At 60.7% G+C, this 16,273-nt stretch carries 16 protein-coding genes; 5 read left to right on the forward strand and 11 right to left on the reverse strand.

Annotated features, from left to right (window positions below; all coding sequences use genetic code 11):
- The first annotated feature begins 58 nt into the window (after positions 1-58).
- Positions 59-586: an ATP-binding protein gene (locus tag EXY20_RS13300; RefSeq protein ID WP_167859204.1), complete on the forward strand. Its 528-nt coding sequence runs from the start codon at positions 59-61 to the stop codon at positions 584-586.
- Positions 564-935 carry an STAS domain-containing protein gene (locus EXY20_RS13305; protein ID WP_135551735.1) on the forward strand — a complete coding sequence of 124 codons (372 nt, stop codon included), beginning with the start codon at positions 564-566 and terminating at the stop codon, positions 933-935. Before EXY20_RS13300 ends, EXY20_RS13305 begins: the two co-directional genes overlap by 23 nt.
- A gap of 701 nt (positions 936-1,636) precedes the next feature.
- Here EXY20_RS13305 and EXY20_RS13310 read toward each other — a convergent pair.
- The 6 genes from EXY20_RS13310 to EXY20_RS13335 form a co-directional block, all read right to left on the reverse strand.
- Positions 1,637-3,235: a response regulator transcription factor gene (locus EXY20_RS13310; protein WP_135551737.1), complete on the reverse strand. Its 1,599-nt coding sequence runs from the start codon at positions 3,233-3,235 to the stop codon at positions 1,637-1,639.
- Entirely contained in the window at positions 3,232-4,503 is a 1,272-nt protein-coding gene (locus EXY20_RS13315) for a glycoside hydrolase family 10 protein (RefSeq protein WP_135551739.1), read from the reverse strand. The genes EXY20_RS13310 and EXY20_RS13315 overlap by 4 nt, the downstream gene beginning before the upstream one ends.
- 3 nt (positions 4,504-4,506) lie before the next feature.
- The gene (locus EXY20_RS13320; protein WP_135551742.1) at positions 4,507-4,896 is read right to left on the reverse strand and encodes a hypothetical protein; all 390 of its coding nucleotides are present in this window, start codon (positions 4,894-4,896) and stop codon (positions 4,507-4,509) included.
- A gap of 127 nt (positions 4,897-5,023) precedes the next feature.
- Positions 5,024-5,668 (reverse strand): stage II sporulation protein M, encoded by a 645-nt coding sequence (gene spoIIM / locus EXY20_RS13325; RefSeq protein ID WP_235885819.1) that lies wholly within the window; start codon positions 5,666-5,668, stop codon positions 5,024-5,026.
- 81 nt (positions 5,669-5,749) lie between these two features.
- Positions 5,750-6,967: an endonuclease Q family protein gene (locus EXY20_RS13330; RefSeq protein ID WP_135551744.1), complete on the reverse strand. Its 1,218-nt coding sequence runs from the start codon at positions 6,965-6,967 to the stop codon at positions 5,750-5,752.
- Positions 6,964-7,524 carry an NUDIX hydrolase gene (locus EXY20_RS13335; protein ID WP_135551746.1) on the reverse strand — a complete coding sequence of 187 codons (561 nt, stop codon included), beginning with the start codon at positions 7,522-7,524 and terminating at the stop codon, positions 6,964-6,966. Before EXY20_RS13335 ends, EXY20_RS13330 begins: the two co-directional genes overlap by 4 nt.
- A 151-nt stretch (positions 7,525-7,675) precedes the next feature.
- Between EXY20_RS13335 and mciZ the strand changes: the two genes are divergently transcribed.
- The gene (gene mciZ, locus EXY20_RS13340; protein ID WP_135551748.1) at positions 7,676-7,864 is read left to right on the forward strand and encodes a Z-ring formation inhibitor MciZ; all 189 of its coding nucleotides are present in this window, start codon (positions 7,676-7,678) and stop codon (positions 7,862-7,864) included.
- Here the strand turns inward: mciZ and EXY20_RS13345 are convergent.
- The gene (locus tag EXY20_RS13345) at positions 7,861-8,682 is read right to left on the reverse strand and encodes a PPK2 family polyphosphate kinase (RefSeq protein ID WP_135551750.1); all 822 of its coding nucleotides are present in this window, start codon (positions 8,680-8,682) and stop codon (positions 7,861-7,863) included. The two genes, mciZ and EXY20_RS13345, sit on opposite strands and share 4 nt — an antisense overlap.
- Before the next feature lie 70 nt (positions 8,683-8,752).
- Between EXY20_RS13345 and EXY20_RS13350 the strand changes: the two genes are divergently transcribed.
- Positions 8,753-9,232, forward strand: a complete 480-nt coding sequence (locus EXY20_RS13350; RefSeq protein WP_135551753.1) for a hypothetical protein — start codon at positions 8,753-8,755, stop codon at positions 9,230-9,232.
- A gap of 309 nt (positions 9,233-9,541) precedes the next feature.
- Here the strand turns inward: EXY20_RS13350 and wsfD are convergent, their stop codons facing one another.
- The 4 genes from wsfD to EXY20_RS13370 all read right to left on the reverse strand — a co-directional run bounded on the left by wsfD (position 9,542) and on the right by EXY20_RS13370 (position 16,032).
- Complete coding sequence (gene wsfD / locus EXY20_RS13355) at positions 9,542-10,981, reverse strand: glycan biosynthesis hexose transferase WsfD (RefSeq protein WP_135551755.1); 1,440 nt, start codon at positions 10,979-10,981, stop codon at positions 9,542-9,544.
- A 42-nt stretch (positions 10,982-11,023) separates the two neighbouring features.
- Positions 11,024-12,061, reverse strand: a complete 1,038-nt coding sequence (locus EXY20_RS13360) for a glycosyltransferase family 2 protein (protein WP_235885822.1) — start codon at positions 12,059-12,061, stop codon at positions 11,024-11,026.
- A 157-nt stretch (positions 12,062-12,218) separates the two neighbouring features.
- Positions 12,219-14,762: a S1C family serine protease gene (locus tag EXY20_RS13365; protein ID WP_135551759.1), complete on the reverse strand. Its 2,544-nt coding sequence runs from the start codon at positions 14,760-14,762 to the stop codon at positions 12,219-12,221.
- Positions 14,763-14,889: 127 nt separating this feature from the next.
- Positions 14,890-16,032: a M20/M25/M40 family metallo-hydrolase gene (locus EXY20_RS13370; protein ID WP_135551761.1), complete on the reverse strand. Its 1,143-nt coding sequence runs from the start codon at positions 16,030-16,032 to the stop codon at positions 14,890-14,892.
- A 105-nt stretch (positions 16,033-16,137) separates the two neighbouring features.
- On the opposite strand from EXY20_RS13370, the gene prli42 reads away from it, so the two are divergent.
- Positions 16,138-16,242 (forward strand): stressosome-associated protein Prli42, encoded by a 105-nt coding sequence (prli42, locus tag EXY20_RS13375; protein ID WP_135551763.1) that lies wholly within the window; start codon positions 16,138-16,140, stop codon positions 16,240-16,242.
- Positions 16,243-16,273: the final 31 nt, after the last annotated feature.

Consider the following 16,273-nt stretch of genomic DNA (forward strand, 5'->3'; position numbering starts at 1 on the left):
TGTCAAACGCGGGAAGTAATATGGGGATAGGAACATTGACCGAAAGGAGGGAACGGATTTGAGCGATGCCGAACGGGCGGGCTGGAGCATCCACAGCGAATTCGGCCGGGAAAAGCCGGTGTTGGCGGCCATTTCCGGGATCCTCCTGACGAAGCCGGGCTGGAGCGAAGAACGCGTCGAAGAGCTGTTGACCGCCGTGAGCGAAGCATGTTTGAATGCGATGGAGCACGGCAACAAGCTGCGGCCGGGAAGCCGGGTCGATGTCGCCATTGAGGCGGCGCCCGATTCCTGCTTGGTGCGAATTTGCGACGAAGGAGCCGGGTTCGAGTACCCGCCGCCGCTCGCGGCATCGCCCGCCTCCCCCCGCTCCGGCAGCGCCCCGGTTGCGTCGGAGTCCGGCGACGTCTCCGTTTCGTCCGCTTCCGGCGACGACCTCGTCTCCCGCGGGTGGGGACTGTTGTTCATCTCCGCATTTGCCGACGAAGTGCGGCTGGATCGGGTGGACGGCTTGTTTTGCCTCGAATTGCATTTCGCCCCGCTTGCCATGAACAGGAGGTTGCAAGATGGAAACATCGTTTCGGATTGAAACAAGGCCGTTCCCCGAAGGCGTCATCGCCGATTTGTCCGGCGATCTGACCAAGCAGGCGGAGGACACCGTTTATTCCCTCGTCCGACCGGATGGAGGTCTTGGCGACGGACGGCGTTATCTCGTGCTCAACTTTACGCATGTGCCGTATATCAACAGCTCCGGCATCGCCGTATTGATCCGGATCGTCCGTTCCGGACGCAAGAGCGGATTTCTGACGTTCTCCTACGGCGTAACGCCGCATTACCAGAAGCTGTTCCGCATGGTCGGATTGACGGAATACATGATGCTTTATCCGGACGAATTCGCCGTACTCGCCCGAATCGAGGCTTTGCACGACAACGGGTAGCGCGCGGCCGCAGAGCGCCTACCCAGTGTTGTCGGTTGAGCAACGGCAGCTGTCCCGAACTAATTTAAGGCTGAAATCAGCCTGACTGCGTTGACGCGCAGTACAAAAGATGCGGACATTCATGCCAAACGATGCAAACTCTCTTTGCTGTTAGCTTGACAACATTCCTCGCGCTTTTTTGCGGCGGCAGGGGTTTGGCGGTTTCGCAGGCGACATTTTTGCTATGGCGGGGGACTTAAGTGCAATTTTGCTTTTAAAAATGACCGGGGAAACAGTTTTTACTTTTTAAGTGTAAAACTGCATTTAACACAATCAATTTTATCCATATAGCAGAATAATTGAGGTGGTTAAATGTATAAATGCATTTAAGCATAAGAAAAGGGCACTAATTGGGCAATTTAAATGCATTAATACGTTTAAGCTGGAGATCGCTTGTTGAGAATGGTACTCCAATGCGGGTACCGCTGCTGTTTTGAAGTAAGCGCTTTCAAATACCGACGCGGAGACGCAGTTACTGGGACAGATCGCAGCTACTCGCGCGGAAACCCGGTTACTGGGGCGGATCACAGCTACTCGCGTGGAGGACACGCAGTCACTGATAATGCGGGCACTGCTGCCAGTGCGAGGACGCCCTCACCGGTGCAGACGCAGCCGCCGCACGCAGGGCCGGCACCGCTTTGCCAGCCCCGTGCGCCCGGCGCTCACGCGCGCACTTCGCCGGGCGTGACGCCCCAATACTTGCGAAACACGCGCGTAAAATAGCTCACGTCGCGATAGCCGACCGCCGATGCCGCGTCGTAAACGCGCGCGCCGTCGAGCAGAATCGTTTTTGCCCGCTCCATCTTGCGCTCGAGCACATACGAGGAGAACGCCTTGCCCGTCTCCTCCTTGAACAGCCGGCTCAAGTAGGAGGAATTGACGTACAGCCGGTCGGCGACGGCGTGCAGCGTCATTTCCTGGTCGATTTCGTTCTCGACGAGGCCGAGAATCGTCTTCACCGTACCGTGGCTCGCCAGCTTGCGCCGCTCGCCCGCATACGCCACGTACGCCGTTATCATCCGCGTCAGCCAGCCCCAAATTTGCTCCTTGGCAGCCAAATCGCGATAGTGATGGAAGTGGACGAAGTCCTTCCCCGCCACTTCGCGCACCGACCAGCCCATCTTCTGGATCAGCCGTACGAACAAACCGGCAAAATACAAAATGTGCTCGTGCGTATCCTCCACCGTCTCCGCTTTGGCCATGCCGCCATCCCACAACGCCTTCAGCGCGGCCTGCGCTTTGGCCTCCTCGCCGGTGTCGAGCGCAATTTCGAGCGCCTTTTCGCAATTCGGCTGCATCGTCAACTCCGGCCCGCTCCCGCGCTCCCCGCGGTACGGAATCGCCAGATCGTTGCCGAGCACAAGCCGGTTTTGCAGCGCCCGCACAGCTTGCACGTACAGCTTGTTCATCTCGCCGATGTCGCCCGTTTCGCCGCTGATGCCGGCGCTGGCGGTCAGCTTCAGGCAGCTGCGTACGGTGAGAAGCAGCTTTTCGGCGATCGCATTTACTTTCTGCAGCGACGCGTTCGCCTGCTCGTCATCCGGCAGCCGGAACACAACGACCGTATACCCCGCCGGATCGGTTGCCACCCAGCACGGATACGGCTCGAGCGATTCCTTGACGATGCTGCCGAGCGAAAACTGCAGCAGCGGCGCATCCTTTGGCGTGAACCGCGTTTCCGCCTCCGGCAGCGGGTCCATATCGAACACCGCCACCGCGTATCGGTCCGAAGCGGAAAGCTCCAGCTGCAAGTCGCGGCTTTTCTGCTCGATTTCCCACGACTCGTATTTGCCGCCCAGCCATCCCTGGAAAAACTCGTTGACCAAATGCGGCAAATGCTGCCGCCAGCGCAGCCGCAGCTCGTCCATGTTGTGGCGATGCTCCAGCTCTTCCTTCAGCCGCTGCGCCGCTTCGCGCACTGTCTCCAATATTTCCTTATCCCCGGCCGGCTTGAGCAAATATTTCGTCACCCCAAGCTCAACGGCCGCCTGGGCATAAACAAAATCGTCATGGCCGCTGAGCACGATAATTTTCAGCAAAGGATCGACGACCCGGATGTGCCGGGCCAGCGTTAACCCGTCCATCTCCGGCATTTGCAGGTCGAGCAGAAGGATGTCCGGCTTCTTGCGGTCGATCAGTTCGAGCGCTTCGACGCCGTTCATCGCCTGACCGACGACTTCGACGCCGATCGTGTCCCACGGGATGTTGTTGACCAGCGAGTTGCGCAAACGCACTTCGTCTTCTACGATGAGCAGGTTCATGGCTGTAGACTCCTTCGTTGCGGCAGTTGCCGTAACTTCAACTGCCTGATGCGCCAATGGTACACAAACCGCTTCGCCTCCGCAAGCGAACGCGCCGCCTGCTGCGCCGACGCGGACGAAACGACACCGGCGGCATGAGCCTCGTCAAGCTGTGCCGCCAACCGCTCAATCGCCGCGATCGTCGCCGCCGCCCACTCGTCCGGCTCCTCCGCATCGCAGTCGCAGCCCTCGCGCAGCCGCGCATGGAGCCGCCGCATGCCGACGCCAACCGCCTCCGCGGCGTCACCCGCGGACGACAAACCCGGCAGCGCCGCAGCTACCGTCGTCGCCGCCGCTTCCAGCGGCCGCACGCCGGGCGACACCGCGGGGGCGCGCCACGGCCCAAGCCGCAGCGCCCGCAGTGTGTCGTCCGACACATGGCCGAGCGAAAACAACACCGTCCCGCCGGTCGTATCGCCGGCGGCAACCGCCTGCTCCACCGCCTCGAACGCGCCGAGGCCGATATACATCGGGTAGATGCCGGCGTAGACGGGCATATCCGGCGGCAACTTAGCCTGATGCTCTTGCACCGACTGCCGGACCTCGCGCGCCGTTTCATGGTAAGCCTGCGGGATGACGACATCGACATGTTCGGCCCAGCGGCCGATGTGCTCCGCTTCCGCCCCCGGCTCCGGTGCCGCCGATACGACCGCGTCCGGGCGCGCCAGCTTCACTTCGCGATAGACGTTCGCGACAAGTTCGTCCTCGCAGCGCGTCAGCCAGCTTGTCCACGCCTGCCACAGCTCCGGCTGAGCGCCGCGGTCGATCGCGAGCGGATCGATGCCGCATTCGCGCGCGAAAGAATCGCGGGCATGGCGGCTGAAGCAGTAATCGTCTCCGCCTTCCTCGGCATGCGGCTGCGGCAGCCGCATAAAATCCAGATTGATGCCGGCGATCCCGTACCTGCCGATCATTTCGCCAATAATGCCGCGCAAATACGCACGAACCTGCGGGTTCGTGACGTCCAGCCAGAAATAACCCGTCGCACGCTGCGCAACAGGTACACCGGCAACAGCGCCGCAACGCGGCAGCGCGCACCAGTCCGGGTGCACCCGCAGCACCGGCCCGCCCGATTTGTCGATGCCGACCATCAAGCCGTCAAGCCAGGCATGCACGGCAATGCCCCGTTTGGCCGCTTCCGCCACGAAAGCTTCCAGCGGGTCCCAGCCGCAAAACGCCGGGTGCTGCGCCTCGACACCAAACGCCGCCGCGGTCCGGCTCGGAAATATCGTTTACCCCCAATACCACGTTTCCACGTACAACTCGTTCATGCCGGCTGCCTGCATCCGGTCCAGCGTCGCCTTCACTTCGCCGGCGTTCCGCTCCTTCGGCCGGTACCATGCCCCGCGCGCTTCCGCCGCCCTGCTTGGCAGCGACAGACAGTACGCGTCGACCGCCGCTTCCGCCGCCTGCCGCGCCAAACGCAAACAAGCGTCCGTGTCGGCGCTCCGGTAACGCAACGCTTTCGCCAGCAGCCAGTTGGCCAGCTCCAGCCGCTGGCCGCCCACTTCCAGCGCTGCGGCATGACCCGCTTCGCCGTCTGCCGCCGTCAGCGACTTGCCGGCGGCGGCGATTCGTTCCTTCGCCAGCGCCAGCTGCCGTTCGCTCGACTCCCTCTGCATGTTGCCGCCCCCCATCGTGTGCCTACCCGTCAGTCCGCATATGTTACCGAACTTACCACAAGGGGAGACGACGCGATAGCGTACAACGATGACCGTTTCCGGTACTTTGATGACGGAACGAACGCCGCTAGGTTTGCGGCGCAAACAGCGGTGTCACCAGCCGGATCACATCCGGCGACACATACGTTTCATAAAGCGATACGCCGGTCAACAGAAAAATCGTGCAAACCGCAACCAGCGAACAATGAATAAACGGCTCGTAAATCGAGCCCGTCCGCTGCAGGATGCGCTTCCGGATCAAATGCAACGCAAAAGCGACGGCCGACACGCTGCACACGAGCAGCGCCGGAATGACGACAAGATTTTGCGGGACGACGGCGGCAAAAGAAAACGCGGCGCCGCGCCACGAAAATTCGCCGATCATGTAGCCGACGGTAAAGCCGATCAGGATGCCTTTGACAAACACCAGCCCAAAAATAAGCGGGAATCCCACCACCGTCAAGCCAAGCAGCCAAATAAGCACAATCCATTTGCCGTGATCGACGGCATGCTGCCACACCGTCATCTCGCCTGCCGCCGCCATACCGCCGCCGCCCAGTTCCTGCACATAGCTGCCCACATGCCGGCTCAGCTCCTGCTGCTGCTCGAGCGTAAGCGCACCCGCCATAACCGCTCCGAAGATGACGCCGGTCATCAACACGACTGCTGTAAACACATACAGCGGCAAGCGTTCCTTCACATAGCGGCGCATGGCGCTGTTCCAAACGGCCATGCCGATCCCCCCTCGTCCGATACTTCCATCGTATGAGACGAGGCGGTGAAAGATGCCCGGGAGTGCATGTTCGGACACGCCCTAGCCGATCCGGCCGTACGTGCCGCCGCCGCCGGAAATAACGCCAAGCTCGCCTCGGCGCGCCTTCACAATCGTTTCGGCCACTTTGTCGCCGGCCGTCTCCCGCAGCTCCGCTTCGTCCGCGCGGTGCAGCACGTTCATTTCGGTGCCGAATCGCGCCAGCAGCTTCTCCTTCATGCGGCCGCCGAGCCCGGGAATGAACTCGAACGGCACCTGGTAGCAATACGGCGGCCGCGTTGCCGGGATCGCCGGCTCGCTGCGGTCGGCGATGGCGCGAATGCGGTCGAACACGCCGCGCACGAGCTTCGGGCTTCCGCAATACGGGCACCGTTCGGCGGCGATGGCGGCTTCGTCGGCAATCGACTCGCAGGCGGCGCAATACGTGCGGTGGTATTTACCGAGCCGCGGATTGAGCCCGTAATTGGCCGCGATGCGGCGGCCGTCCCGACCGGCCAGCGCCAGCACAAGCTCGCGGAAGTTTGGCGCGGCAAGCGTCATTCGATTGTATTCGCGGCCGATGCGGCCGAGCGAATGCGCGTCCGAATTCGTGACGAGCGGCAAACGGTCGAGCTCGGAAATGAGCCCCGCCATTTCGGTATCGCTGCTGAGGCCAAGCTCCGCCGCCGCCAGCCGGTCAACGTCGAGTACGTCGGCGATGCGCGACGAGCAGCTGCCGTAAACGCTTTTGTGCGGCGTAAATACGTGTGCCGGGATCATGATGCCGCCGCGATCGAGCGCTTCCCGCTGCAGCTCGCGCGCCGTTACGTAAATGCGCTGCGAGCTGAGCGTCACATTGCGCATATGCCGGCTCATCCACGACGAGAACGAGCGCATATCCGCCAAGGCGGGCATATACACAAGCAGGTGCGCCGGCCCGAATCCGGGATCGCGCACCTCGATTTCGCTGCCTAGCAGCACCGTCGTACGGCGGTAGCGGATGCCGCCGCCTTCGATCGACTCCATTTCGCCGCTCTCCAGCAGCGCTTCGATATCGTCCAGCACCGGCGGCGACTGGCAGTCGATAATGCCGACGACGTCCATCCCTTTGCGCTCCGACGATTCATGTGCGATATTCGGAAACGTCAGATCGCGGGCGCCGCTGATTTTGACCGGATCGCCCTTGCCCGAACGGCCGATGTGGATATGAAGATCGACGTAGTAGTCCGCCAGCGCCGGCCCCGCTTGCACCGGCGGCGTCCCGTTTCCGTGCGCCGTCATCCGATCGTTCCCGTCAGCGCATACAGCTGCCAGGCGTACACAGCCATGATCGTTTTGGCGTCGCTGATGCGCGATTCGGCCATGTACCGCTTCGCTTCCTCCAGCGTAATCGCCTCGCATTCGAGAAACTCGTCTTCGTCAAGATGCACGTCGCCCGGCGTCAAGTCTTCGGCGATGTACAGATGCAGAATTTCGTCGGCAAAGCCGGGCGACGAATAGAACGAGCTGATGTGGCGCAAGGAACCGCAGCGGTAGCCGGTTTCCTCCTCCAGCTCGCGGCGGGCCGCCGTTTCCGGCGCTTCGCCGGGATCGAGCTTGCCGGCCGGAATTTCCACTTGCATGCGGCCAAGCGGCTTGCGGTATTGGTCGACGACAAGCATCCGGTCGCCAAGCAGCGCCAGCACCGCAACCGCGCCGGGATGGCGGACGATTTCGCGGGTGGCGATTTTGCCGTTCGGCAGCTTCACCTGGTCCACTTGCAGCGTAATGATGCGTCCTTCAAAAATCGTTTCGGTCGCAACCGTCGTTTCTTCGAATCGGTTCGGTTCCTTGTTCATCGCTGAAATTCCCTCCGGTATATCGTAATCGATCGAATCGGCCCGTTCCGGGTGGACATATCCGCCCTCCGGCCGGCATAAGGTGTACAAGCAGGCGAAACCGGAACGTATCGCTACGCAGCGTCCGGCGCCATGGAGGTGCCCAGGTCCAATGAAAAGCTACCGAACGCAAGACAGTCTCCGGCTTGTCGGCAAAGCGTGGGAAATCCGGCTCACCTTGCGCCGTATGGCTGAGAGTCGCCTGACGCTGCACGACTATTTGAACGCCGGCCGGCGCAGCGCGTCATCGACTTCGTCTCCGGCTTCGGCCCGCAGCGCGCGGCGGCCGGCCGGGCGTTAACGGTCCGCGTCCAGCTCGCGCAGCAGCGCGGCAACGTCAAGCTCCGGCACGCCCGGATAAGCCGGCTCCAGCTTGGCCAGCGTGCGCACGACGATCGACAGCACGACGTAATCGCGGTACCAGCGGTTGTCGGCCGGCACGATGTACCACGGGGCCGACTTGCTTGCGCAGCGGCGGAACACGTCTTCATACGCTTCTTCGTACTGGCGCCAATACTTGCGCTCCTCCACATCGGCAGGGTCGAACTTCCAATGCTTGTCCGGATCTCCAAGCCTGCTCTTCAGCTTCTCCCGCTGGAACGAACGCGAGATATGCAGGAACAGCTTGACGACCGTCACGCCTCCCGATGCCAGCAGCTTCTCGAACTGATTGATGTAGCCGATTCGCCGCTCCGCTTCCTTGTCGTCAATCGTGCCGTGCACGCGCGTCACGAGCACGTCCTCGTAGTACGACCGGTTGAATGCGGCGATGTAGCCGCGAGCCGGCGTTTCGCGATGCGCCCGCCAGAGAAAATCGTGCGCCGCCTCTTCGCTCGTCGGCCGCTTGAAGCTGACGGCGCGCATGCCTTGCGGATTGATGCCGGCCATGACATGGTTGATGACGCCATCCTTTCCGCTGCAATCCATTCCCTGGAAGACGAACAATACTCCGTTCCGCTTCTGCGCGAACAGCTTCTCCTGCAGCCGGGCCAACTCGACACGCAGCTCCCTGGTCCGCTCCTCCAGCTCCTCCTTGCCCGCAAACCCGCCGGTATCGTCCGGATCGAAACGCTTCAGCACCGCCTGCTCCTTGCCCGTTATCCGGTATTTGCCCAGCATACGCACGCCTCCCCGCTTCATCTGTGATACAATTGTACGCAAACGGCAGACGAAAGGAAAGGGGAGCGCCATGTCAAGCGCCATGAACGGCTCGATGAAAGCGAACAGACGCGTGGCGGCAGCCACGCTGCGGGAACGCATCGAAACGGTGCGCGCCCTGCAGGAGAACGAAATCGACGCCTACGAAATCGTCAAGGACCGCACGAACGGCGAACATTATTTGCTTTACTATTATTTGCATCTGAACGTCGCGGACGGCAGCAAGGAAACGTACTACCACCTGATGCCGATCGACAACGACGACGTGCTTGCCATCGTGCTCGGCGAGCAGCCGTACGAGTATCCGGCGCACTGGCACCGCCCGTTTCTGCGCAACAGCGCGGAGGACGACGGCTACGTCTGGTTCGACCCGTCGGCGGCCGACGTCTACGATTCGTTCGAGCAGACGGGGCTGAAGCTGCAGGAAGCGCTGCTCGAATTCAAACGAAACGGCTCCCTCGACGAGGAAGCCGTACGAAAGCTGCTGGAGAAGCTGGATCAGACGGAATAACGACGGGGGCGGCCCGCCAATGGTGTCAGGTTAAGGCAGCAAGGCAACCTTGGACACCGACAGCATGGCGGTAACCCGGAGGGCGTAACAGGAAAACCTCCTGTTATTTTTTCATTTTTTCGTGAAAAATTAAAAATAGAGGGAAAACCTCCTGCTATTTTTCCGTCAATCGCCGAAATTCGGCGAAAAGGCGAGAATTAGACGGAGGTTTTCCCGTTATTTTTGGAAATTCGTGATTTTGGGGTGAAATAGCGGGAGGTTTTCCCGTTATTCGCCTGCCGCCTGTCGCCTGCCGCTGCCGCGTCCCAGCTAGCGCCAGCGATAGGCGTCAGACGAACGGCTGCTGCGGCCCATCCCGAGGAACGTCACGATCCGGTTGACTACAAAAACGATAGCCGACACAACCATCGCGTCGAAACAAACCTCGTACAGGAACAAGTGCTTCGACAAATCCGCTTCGCCGTCGCCGATCAGCGGCACCATCATCGCGATCGCGCCGACAAGCGCAAGGACGAGGAACAACTCCGCCAGCAGCTTCCCGCGCCGGTCGACGCTGCGCAGGCGCAGCACGACAGCCGTCAGCACGTACGCCGCAAAGAAAAGAAACACGGCCGCGAACGAATGCGGCAGCTTGAGCTTGAATTTGCTCCACCAGCCGAACGTATGCGTCACGGCGCCGGGCTCGTGTCCGGCGCTCTTCGCGTAGTTGCCGAGGTACATCGGCCGGTTGTACATGCCGCTCTCCGCCGCGCGGTCCAGCTTCTGCAGAAAACGCGCCGGATGCTTCGCATAGAACAGCGCCACCTTGACATGGCTGATTTTATCGTAAAACAACTGCTTCATCTGCGGGTCGTTCGGCTGCATCCCGGACCGCGGCGTAAAATAGTCGGTGCCCGCCAGCGACGCCAGAGCCGGATCGATCCCGAGCTCGCGCAAATCTTGCTGCGGGTCGGGCGAATCTTTTAAGATGCCGTAAAAGACGGTTTGGTACTGATTGATGACCCGCAGCTCCTTCGGCGCGGCAAAGTAGGTCGCCAACGACAGCAGTACGAGCACAACCGAGCCGATGACGGTCGCGTTCCGCCAGGAGCGGTCCTCGCGCAGCCGCACGAGCCGGAAGCCGAGCAGCGCAATGGCAAGCCCGACGGGCGCGTATTGCAGCTTCGAACCGGCCAGCATGCATGCACAAACGAAGAAGCCGGCCAGCAGCCAGCGCGAAGGCCGTTCCGCCGCGGCCAGAACGAAAGCGAAGCCGCCGGTCAGAAGCGCAAAAACGAAAGTAACCGGCTCGCCGAACAGCGAGTTGTAGTATGCGGCATACCCGACATCGGCGAAAATGAACACGAACAGCAGCGCGGCGATGAGCCGCACGGCCGGCAGCTTCAGCCCGCTGTTGCGCAGCAGCAAATACATGCCCGCGAGAAACAGCGCAATGTAAAGCGAGCCGAGCAGCCGGATGTCGAAGTCGGAAGAAAAGACGCGGCCGACCAGCGCAGCCGCGCCAACTACGATCAACTGTGTCGATATATACCCGCCGAGCCCCATTTGATGAAACGCGTATTGCAGATGAAAAAAACGGAAATATTTGTCCTCGAACGATTCGTCCGCTTGCAAGTAATCCAGCCCGACCGTGCGCATAATGCGCAAAAAATCGCCGTTGTCGGCAACGCCTATCGCCGGGTGCAGCATCACGAGCCAGACGAGCAGTCCGGCGCAAACGAGCACTGCCCCTTTTTCCAACCTGTACATGCCGGTGTTGTCACTCCCCAGACTTGGCAGCAGGCGGTCGCATCAGCCTGCAGGCACGCGAGCCGGTCCTTCGGCATCCTTCCGCTCCGGCGATTGCCCGCCGGCGCCCCCCGCCCGGCCAAGTTCTTTTTCGATCAAGTAAAGCGGCCGCCGCTTTACTTCCTTGTAAATTTTACCGATGTATTCGCCGATCAGGCCAAGCGCAACAAGCTGAATGCCGCCGATGAACCAGACCGACACCATCAGGGACGCCCAACCCGACACCGTATTGCCGAGCAGCTTGCTGACGATTGCATAAATGCCGGCCAGCAGGCTGACGACGAACAGCCCGAAACCAGCGGCGGTCACCAGCCGGATCGGCGTTACGCTGAGCGACGTAATGCCGTCGAACGCGAAGCCGAGCATTTTTTTCAACGGGTATTTCGATTCGCCGGCGAATCGTTCGTGGCGGTCGTAATACACTTCGGTGGAGCGGAAGCCGATCATCGGCACGAGGCCGCGCAGAAACAGGTTTACTTCCTTGAACTTCTCCAGATGCTCCAGCGCGCGCCGGCTCATCAGTCGGTAATCGGCGTGGTTGTAGGTGATGTTTACCCCCATCGCCTTCATCAGACGATAGAAGCCGACCGCCGTGTTGCGCTTGAAGAACGTGTCGGTTTTGCGGCTTTGCCTGACGCCGTACACGATGTCGTACCCGCTGTGGTATCGCTGCATAAATTCACGAATCGCATCCACGTCGTCCTGCAGATCGGCATCGATCGAAATGACGCAGTCGCTCGTCTCCTTGGCAAGCATCAGTCCGGCCAGCAGCGCCCGTTGGTGGCCGGCGTTGCGCGCCAGCTTCAGCCCGGTCACGTACCGATTGCTTCCGTGGAACGATTCGATCATCGACCACGTCTTGTCGCGGCTGCCGTCGTCGACGAACAGCGCCACGCTTGTGCCGTGCACAAGCCGATCCGCGATCAGCCTGTCCAGCACGGCGGTAAGCCGCTTGACCGTCTCCGGCAGCACTTCTTCTTCATTGTAGCAAGGCACCACGATCGTCAATCGCGGCAGCTTGTCCGTATCCGTTCCGCTCACAGCCTGGACTCCCTTCCCACTTTGTTCTTGTTTCATCTTATTGAAAAAGCAAGTCTTTGGCAAGCGGCCGGGTTCTGGACTTTCCGCTCCGGGTACGGCCACATGAAAACGGGTGCGTCCGCTGGGGACGACACCCGCTGTCATGGCAGCCAAACCGTCAGTTCGTAAACGTGAACGAATGCGTCGCCTTGTCCAGCTGCGCCGCATTAAGCTCCGTATCGACCGCTTCGTCGATGAGCGTCGTGATCGTGTAAGTGATGCCGGCTTTGCTGAACACCAGCTGCTGCGAGCGGAACGGAACGTCTTTCGTCTTGTACTTCCACGAGAACGATTTGCCGCTGGCGCCGTCAACCGTAATGTCGGCCCGTTCGACTTTGTAATTCGCGTCGATGCCTTCGTTTTTCGCGTGCGAGTCGTCGATCTTTTTGACCGCGTCGTCGAACGCCGTTTTTTCCGCCTTGACCGTAAACGATCCTCCCGGAAACGAATACGTCGCAAGGCCGCTGGCAAGTTCGGCGTACTTGTCCTCGTCGATGCCGATCGTGCCGAGCATGCTGCGCAAGTTGGACCAAACTTCCGGCACTTCAATCGTGTAGCCGTATTTTTTGTTCCGGTAGACGACCGTTTTCGTCTGATCCGTCAGTTCGTCCTCATCCTGGATGAAGCCGAGCGAAGAATCGACGTCGCCGCGCTCGATGCGGATCGTGTCGATCATTTTCAACTGATTGATGATGGCTGCTTGCTCGTCGAACGTATCGTCCTTGTCGTAATGCATCGTAATCGCGTATTTGTAGCCGTCCTTGACGAAGTACAGCCGCCGGTCGACCGACCATTCGCCGTCTCCCATCGTCGAAGAGAACGTATTCGATTTGCCTTTCAAAGCGCCTGCCGTAACGTCGGACACCCCTTCAATCTTGCTGTACGCTGCGGTGAAATGCGCTTCGAACATCTCTTGCTCGCGTTTCGCCCACGCTTCAAGCGTATCCCCTTCGGACAACGAGGTCACCTCGATCGACACCGATTCGTCGCCTCTTGCGGACGAATATTCATTGCCTCCGCTGCCGTAATTGTCGTCCGTCCAGTCGTTCGGCACGCTGATCGTGACGCCGTAGTCGTTGATGAATTCGCGGTAGCCTTCGAAGCTGGTCGAGATGTCCTTGAGCGACTTGTCCTTGGCGTCGAACGCCATCTGGAAGCTGTCGAGCAAATCTTTGTGGCTTTTGCTTTTCGAGCTGCTCTTGAACGCCTCTTCGCCGTTCACGTACAAGCTGACCACGTATACCCGGCTGTCGTTAGCGTACCCCCGCGTCTCCATATACGTATCGCTTTCGGGATCCTTCATGATGACGCGGGCGTACGGCACCGGCTCCTTGTCCATATATTGCTTGTCGAGCACGAGCGAACCGCCTGTCGGCGCAATCAACCGCAGCAAACCGAGCTTCGAAATTCCTTTCGTCTGCAGCTCGGATACGGCGATTCCCAAACCGAACTCGCCTTTGGCATCGTAGAAGTGGACGGAATCGCCCTTCTCCGACTGGTAGCTCTTCACCAGGCCGTTCGGGTATTTCATCGACCAGCCGAGCCGGCTGTCGCCGATCCGCGTTTTGCCCTGGTCTTCGTCGATGTTGGCGTCGTCCTTCGTGTCGAGCCACGTTTGTTTGCCGTACACTTTCTCTTCGCCGAGCGTCAATTCGCGTTCCGCCGTTACGGCGCCGGTCTTGACCGTCAGCTTCACTTTTTGGCCGGGGGCGTAATTTTTCAGCAGCTCGTTCAAGTCGACGACCGCGTTGACGGCCACGCCGTCGAATTTCACCAGCACGTCGCCCGCCTTCACCCCGCTGTCCGCCGCCGGCGAATCGGGATCAACGAACGAAACGCGCAGCGCTTCTTCCGTCGGCAAGCCGACCACGGCTTCCCAGCTTTCCTCCAGCTCGAAGCCGAGCGACGGCCGGCGCACATGGCCATTGTCGAGAAATTGTTTGATGACGTACTGCACCGTATCGGAAGGAATGGCAAACCCGAGGTTGTCGATATCGGAATCCGCGTATTTGAGCGAATTGATGCCGATCACTTCGCCCTTCATGTTGACCAGCGCGCCGCCGCTGTTGCCGGGATTGATCGCCGCGTCCGTCTGGATGAGCCGGTAGGTCGAGTTGACCGAGCGGTCGATGCCGCTGACGACGCCGTATGTAACCGAGTTGCGCAATGCAAACGAGATCGGCGTGCCGATGGCGATGACCGATTCGCCGACCTTGACGTCCGACTTGGCGGCAAATGCGGCCGGCCTCAGTCCTTTCGCCTCGATTTTCACCAGCGCCAGGTCGCTCTCTTCGTCCAGATGCGTCGTGCGGCCCGGATACTGCTTGCCGTCCGAGGTAACGACGACGATGTTCTTCATATCCTTGACCACGTGGGCGTTGGTTACGATCAGCCCGTCCTCGCGCACAACGACGCCGGTGCCGTGGGCAAGATCGAAGCGGCTGCTCGACCATGGGTTGCGCGAATCGGTCGGTTTGCCGATGATGGCGACGACCGACGGCGTCGTTTGGGCGATGATCGATGTCAAATCCAGCGCGCCGGCGGGGGCGAGGACAGCGGGAGCCGCGTCGGCCCAGATCGTCCCGGCGGCAGCGTTCGTACCGCCCATAAGCAGCGTAAAAGCGAGAATACCGGTTGCGGTGCGTTTGCTTGCTCTTGCCATTCGGCTATAATCCTCCCAAATAATGGATTCGTCTGCCTATTCAAATTACCATATGCAAGCCAATCTTTCAATCCATTTGCGAGATTGGGAGAAAGAAAAACCCCACGCATGTGGGGTTTGGGTCGCCTCACCGGCGCTTGCGTAGTTTGGCCGCCTCCTGCACGATGGCGATGATCGCCCGTGCGGTGTCAACGATATCGGCTGCGGCGATCGACTCTTCCTTCGTATGGATCTTTTGGTAGCCGACGGCCAGATTTACGGTCGGCACGCCAAGGCCGTTGAAGATGTTGGCGTCGCTGCCGCCGCCGGAATGGAAAGGGCGCGGCGTTTTGCCGATGGAGGCGAGCGCCGTCATGGCCAGCTGCACGACCGGCGAAGAAACGTCGTACTTGTAGGCCGGGTACACGATCGTGCTCGAGAAACTGGCCGCGGCGCCCATTTCCGCCGCCGCGGACTCGCTGGCCTGGCGCATGGCGGCCACTTGCCGCTCCAGCTTGGCATTGTCCAGGCTGCGCGCTTCCGCCTTCAGCACGACATGATCGCACACGACGTTCGTTGCGCCGCCGCCGGCGAAGCTGCCGATATTGGCCGTCGTTTCGTGGTCGATTCGGCCGAGCGGCATGCGCGATACCGCCTTGCTGGCTACCGTAATCGCGCTGACGCCGTCCTCCGGGTTAACGCCCGCGTGAGCCGATTTGCCCATGATGACGATGTCGATTTTCGATTGCGCCGGCGCGGCAACCGCAATGTCGCCGACGCTGCCGCCCGAATCGAGCGCGAAGCCGAATTCCGCTTCCAGCCATTTGGCATCCATGGCACGGGCGCCGACGAGCCCGCTTTCTTCGCCGGCCGTAATGATGATCTGGATGCGGCCGTGCCGGGTCCCTTGCTCCCGCATCGCCTGAATCGCTTCGAGAATGGCGGCGATGCCGGCCTTGTCGTCGCTGCCGAGAACCGTCGTGCCGTCGCTGCGGATGATGCCGTCTTCTCCAAGCTGCGGCTTGATGCCATTGCCCGGGGCGACCGTATCCATATGGCAGGTGAAAAAAATAACCGGCACCTCCGCCCCGTCCGCCGTCGCTTCGAGCGTGCAAATCAAATTGCCTGCGCCGTGTCCGGTCGCCGCCGCCGTATCGTCTTCTGCGACACGCACGCCGAGCGCGGCGAACCGCCTTTTCAGCTCCGCCGCAATCGCCTGCTCGTGTTTCGTTTCGCTGTCCACGCGGACCAGCTCCATAAAGGTGCCGATCAGCCGCTCTTCCACAATCATCGCTCTTTCCTCCCGGGTGGCAAATGCGCTACAATGAAGAGAAGGTCTTGTCTCCACCCGCGCTCATTGCGACTATTATACGATACTCGGTAAGGAGTGAAACGCATGTCCTCCCGCAAAGCATGGTTTCGCATCGTCGTTTGGCTGATGCTGGCCTCCATGGTGCTGTCCGTCGTGCTGGCGGCCGCCAGCTTCCTGTTCACCAACTGATCCGCAGCGGCTCGCCGTACAGCCGCAGGCC

The organism is Paenibacillus cymbidii (assembly GCF_004764705.1).
GTDB lineage: Bacteria > Bacillota > Bacilli > Paenibacillales > NBRC-103111 > Paenibacillus_AN > Paenibacillus_AN cymbidii.